Here is a 3,588-nt window from a genome sequence, read left to right as displayed (position 1 = left end):
ATCGGTTACCTCAGCCCTGTTGAGTTCGAGCGCAAGGTGGGATTAGCTTAACCCGGTGTCCATCATACCGGCAGCAGCTCAATCAATGGAGCATGTACTCCACTGTGCGCTTACGCCGGGCGTCCTGCGCCTCCATCACCAGCGTTAGGAGTCGCAAGGGCCTTGTTGCGATCTAAATGGGTGCGTTGCCATCCTCAGTTTGAGCGCGGCCGTGGTTGCGGCGTTTGGTCTCTTCCTTAATTCGACGCGCGATATAAGCCTCAATGCTGCGCCACGTGACCTTGCGGGAGGATCCCTCTAGGTAGCTTTCGAGCTCGTTTGCATTAAGAAGCTCATAGGTTTTTGCCCGTCCTATCTTCAGCGTAGCCATAGTCTCGTTGACAGTGGCGACAAGCGCCCGCGGGTCGCGATCCGAGCCGTCACAAGTGCTGGGCATTGGATATTTTTTCCGTCGAAAGAGTCGAGACAGTTGCACTAACTTTCAACTCGTGCAAAATACGTATTACGTTTTTAACGCGGGCGCAAGAGGTATGTCAGATTACACGCTTTCCGATCTGTCAAGGGTCGCCGGGGCAAGGCCTAGGTCCGTTCAGCTGTGGGCAGACGCCGGTATCATCAAAGCCGCCTCGGCCACCGATCGGGCGGGTTCAGGGACGCACCGCCGGTTTAGTAGGCAAGAAGTGATCATAGCGTGCATCGTCGCAGCATTTGCGGAGCAGAAGATCGCTATAGGCGGTCTGACCCAGATAGCAAATCGCTTGAGAGCGCTGTCTGAGCTCCGTGACCGGACCCAGGGTAAGATCGATTTCTTGGAGGAAGCCCTTCGGGGAATAAGAGTATTTCTTGTCGTGAAGTGGGGATTGTTGAAGGGCAAGACCCAGATTGTTGGCTCGCTACTGGTGTCTGAAAAGGCGACTCCAACGATGGAATTCTTCTCCGCGTTTCGCTCAGCTGAAGAAATTTATGTCCACGGCAAGTGGGTGACAGTACCAATCAAAAAGTTCGATGTCGTGTCCATCACTGAGTGTCTGAAAGCACTTGGTCCGGCCGAAACGTGAAATCTTCAAATGCAAAATTTATGAGGGTGAACAGTGACTAAGCTAGCTGATGATTTGATGATCGGCGCAAAGCCGATTGCCACAGAATTAGGTGTGCCACTCAGGCAGGCCTTCTACCTGCTGGAGACGGGCAAAATTCCAGGTTTCAAAATCGGCGCCAAGTGGGCCGCTCGCAAATCCACTCTGAAGGCATTTGTGGACAACCTTGAACGTGCCGCAAAGCGAGTGTCGGATAGTGCACCACCCTAAAAGGCGGAATCTCGCCATCGCACCACACGAGGAACCGGGTTCAACAATTGAGCAGCTCGGTGGTCAGCTCAATTTTCGCAATAGCCACGTGCCTGGCTACATTCAAGGCGAAGCGGTGGAGCCTTTCGAGCCCGCCTGCCTCAAAGCGATGACCGGGGCTGAGCAGCAGCGCCGTCACAGACAGCGCAAGGTTAACACAAAACGTAATGCTCAATCGAGTAACGATCGCAGCTCGACTGTCGAAAAGAGGCAACCCGTTGATAATACGATTGCCCGGCTCTCCGAACACATTGCGGAGCCTTGGCAACGCATTGTCAACGCACCCTTAACGGTCGTTACGACAGCCGCTGTCCCGTTCGACGGCGAATGTCTTCCCAGTGGGCGAAACTCTCTTCGAGACATTCGTCAAAGAGGACTCTCGCCTCGCGGTCGAGCTCACCTGCAGGCGCATTACGCAATCTGGCAGACATCGCGCGTCGGTGGCGGAAACGACGTTGTGGTGATCCCGGGTGAGCGCATGATGGAATTTGTTGATCGCCTCATGGAGGCGGTCGGCATCAGCTCATCTCGTAGGCAGTACCAAAAATGAGCCCTCGATCCAGACAGCAGGGGCGCTATGTGCGTTTGCCAGAATACATGCTGGCAAGCCCTGCTTGGCGCGCCCTCGACGGCAATTGCCGCGCCCTCTACGTCGAGCTGGCGAGGCGCTACAGAGGTCCGGGATCAAACAACGGAAAGATCCCGTACAGCGTCAGGGAAGCAGCCACAGAGCTCGGCATTGGCCGGAGCACAGCACAAAGGTGCTTCGAGCGTCTCCAGGCTCTGGGGTTCATCAAAACAGGTAAACGAAGCGGGTTCAACATGAAGGGCAGGGTAGCCACCGAGTGGCTGCTGACCGAGTTCGCTGATGATCGGCACGGGCCCATTCGTGACGTATTCGGCTCCAAGGATTTCATGAGGTGGACGCCAGAGAATTCATTTCACAGTCCCACCACAGACATGCGAAGTCCCACCTGAGAGCCAGGTATGGTCTCCGGATGGGACCGTGTTGCCGGAGGGCAACGTTTATGGCTCTCTCATGGGACTCTCAGCGTCGAAATCCAAGCCCCACAGTCCCAGCACAAGGACACTACTCAATATGCCAGGGGGTAGGGGAGCTCTGTGTGTACCTCACCGTCTTGTCGAGTTGTGCATTAGGAATTGCGCCGTCAACACTTCGCACGAACTTTTTGGTCCTCGCGAGATTTCAAGAGCGGGCGCGCTTAAACGCGCGACCGCGAGCAAGCTCATCTCTCACCAAAGACCCTCTTGCCGACTCCCCGACGCCCGGTGCTCCATAGGCCGCCTTTAAGCGCCCGCAGGCGCTTCAAAGTGGCGCCATGTCAAAGCATGGGCCGGTCGGAAGAAAAAACTCGGCAAAATGTTAAGGTTCGGCAGCAACCAAGGGATTTCACAGCTCGGCGCCTCGTCGTTGCAGCATCAGCGTTAACCCCACCGTGAGAGAGCCATGTCGCACGGCGGGCTGTGGGCGGCGTGGTGGCGCATTTGTACGTAGCGGGAATTTTTGTAACGCGATGCAAATCGGAAGCAGTGTACTTGTGAAGGCGTCGCCCTGATCATGCATCCAAATACGGGATCGATGCATGGCAGATGCGGCACATTTCCTAATTGCAGCGGAAACTGAGCGCCTGGACGGCCGCACGCGATACGCTAAGCGTTTGCGCGCGCTCGTCATGGGCTTGCTTGAGGGGCTCGGTGGGCCACCTACGGTGGCCGATCAACTGCTCGCGACGCAGATTGCGACGCTGACGGTACGGCGCGAGGCAATTGAACGGGCCATGGCTGCCGGTGAGACTGTGGACGGAGTCGAGCTAACGAAGCTCAGTGCGGTGATAGTGCGCTGCCTAGCAGCGCTACGCGGGAAGGCGGCCGCACGAAACGGGAGCGGGAAGAGGCAGAGCCCCTTTGACGTCCGAGACTTAATAGCGTGACTAACTCGAAGGCTCAGCTGCCCGCTAACATCATTGCGGCGGTAACCTCGCCTTCGTGGTGGGGGCCGTGGTTTCCAAACCCGGAAAGCTGGGCGGCTTGGTTCACCTTTTGGCGGACGATCTTCGCGCTTCCGATGAGCGCTGAAGATCTTCGTCTTTTCCAGCAGTGTACTGGGCGAGATCAGCCGCCATCAGAGCCGCCTCGCGGTAAGCGCGAAGCCGATACCCTTGCTTCAGAATTCGAATGAACGTGCGAAAGAAGCCTCCGGCTTGGACGGAGGTTTCGGATG

4 protein-coding genes are annotated in these 3,588 nt (G+C 56.7%); 3 read left to right on the top strand and 1 reads right to left on the bottom strand.

Annotated elements, in window-relative coordinates:
- Window positions 1-530: 530 nt before the first annotated feature.
- The 3 genes from IVB32_RS31415 to IVB32_RS31405 are packed head-to-tail and all read left to right on the top strand — an operon-like array spanning window position 531 to window position 1,896.
- The gene (locus IVB32_RS31415; RefSeq protein ID WP_247412623.1) at window positions 531-1,058 is read left to right on the top strand and encodes a hypothetical protein; all 528 of its coding nucleotides are present in this window, start codon (window positions 531-533) and stop codon (window positions 1,056-1,058) included.
- A 33-nt stretch (window positions 1,059-1,091) separates the two neighbouring features.
- Window positions 1,092-1,307, top strand: a complete 216-nt coding sequence (locus tag IVB32_RS31410; RefSeq protein ID WP_247412619.1) for a helix-turn-helix domain-containing protein — start codon at window positions 1,092-1,094, stop codon at window positions 1,305-1,307.
- The gene (locus IVB32_RS31405; protein ID WP_247412617.1) at window positions 1,294-1,896 is read left to right on the top strand and encodes a hypothetical protein; all 603 of its coding nucleotides are present in this window, start codon (window positions 1,294-1,296) and stop codon (window positions 1,894-1,896) included. The genes IVB32_RS31410 and IVB32_RS31405 overlap by 14 nt, the downstream gene beginning before the upstream one ends.
- Before the next feature lie 1,504 nt (window positions 1,897-3,400).
- Here the strand turns inward: IVB32_RS31405 and IVB32_RS31400 are convergent.
- A partial coding sequence (locus IVB32_RS31400) for a hypothetical protein (protein WP_247412616.1) occupies window positions 3,401-3,588 on the bottom strand: 188 nt, incomplete at its 5' end.

It is taken from the genome of Bradyrhizobium sp. 23 (genome assembly GCF_023073295.1).
GTDB classification, from domain to species: Bacteria; Pseudomonadota; Alphaproteobacteria; order Rhizobiales; family Xanthobacteraceae; genus Bradyrhizobium; species Bradyrhizobium canariense_D.
Note: the sequence above shows the minus strand (reverse complement) of the source record. Positions and strands in the feature narration are given on the sequence as shown.

Excerpts from the sequence above, each read along its gene's own strand:
- IVB32_RS31415 (WP_247412623.1), top strand. The coding sequence starts at position 531 with ATGTCAGATTACACGCTTTCCGATCTGTCAAGGGTCGCCGGGGCAAGG.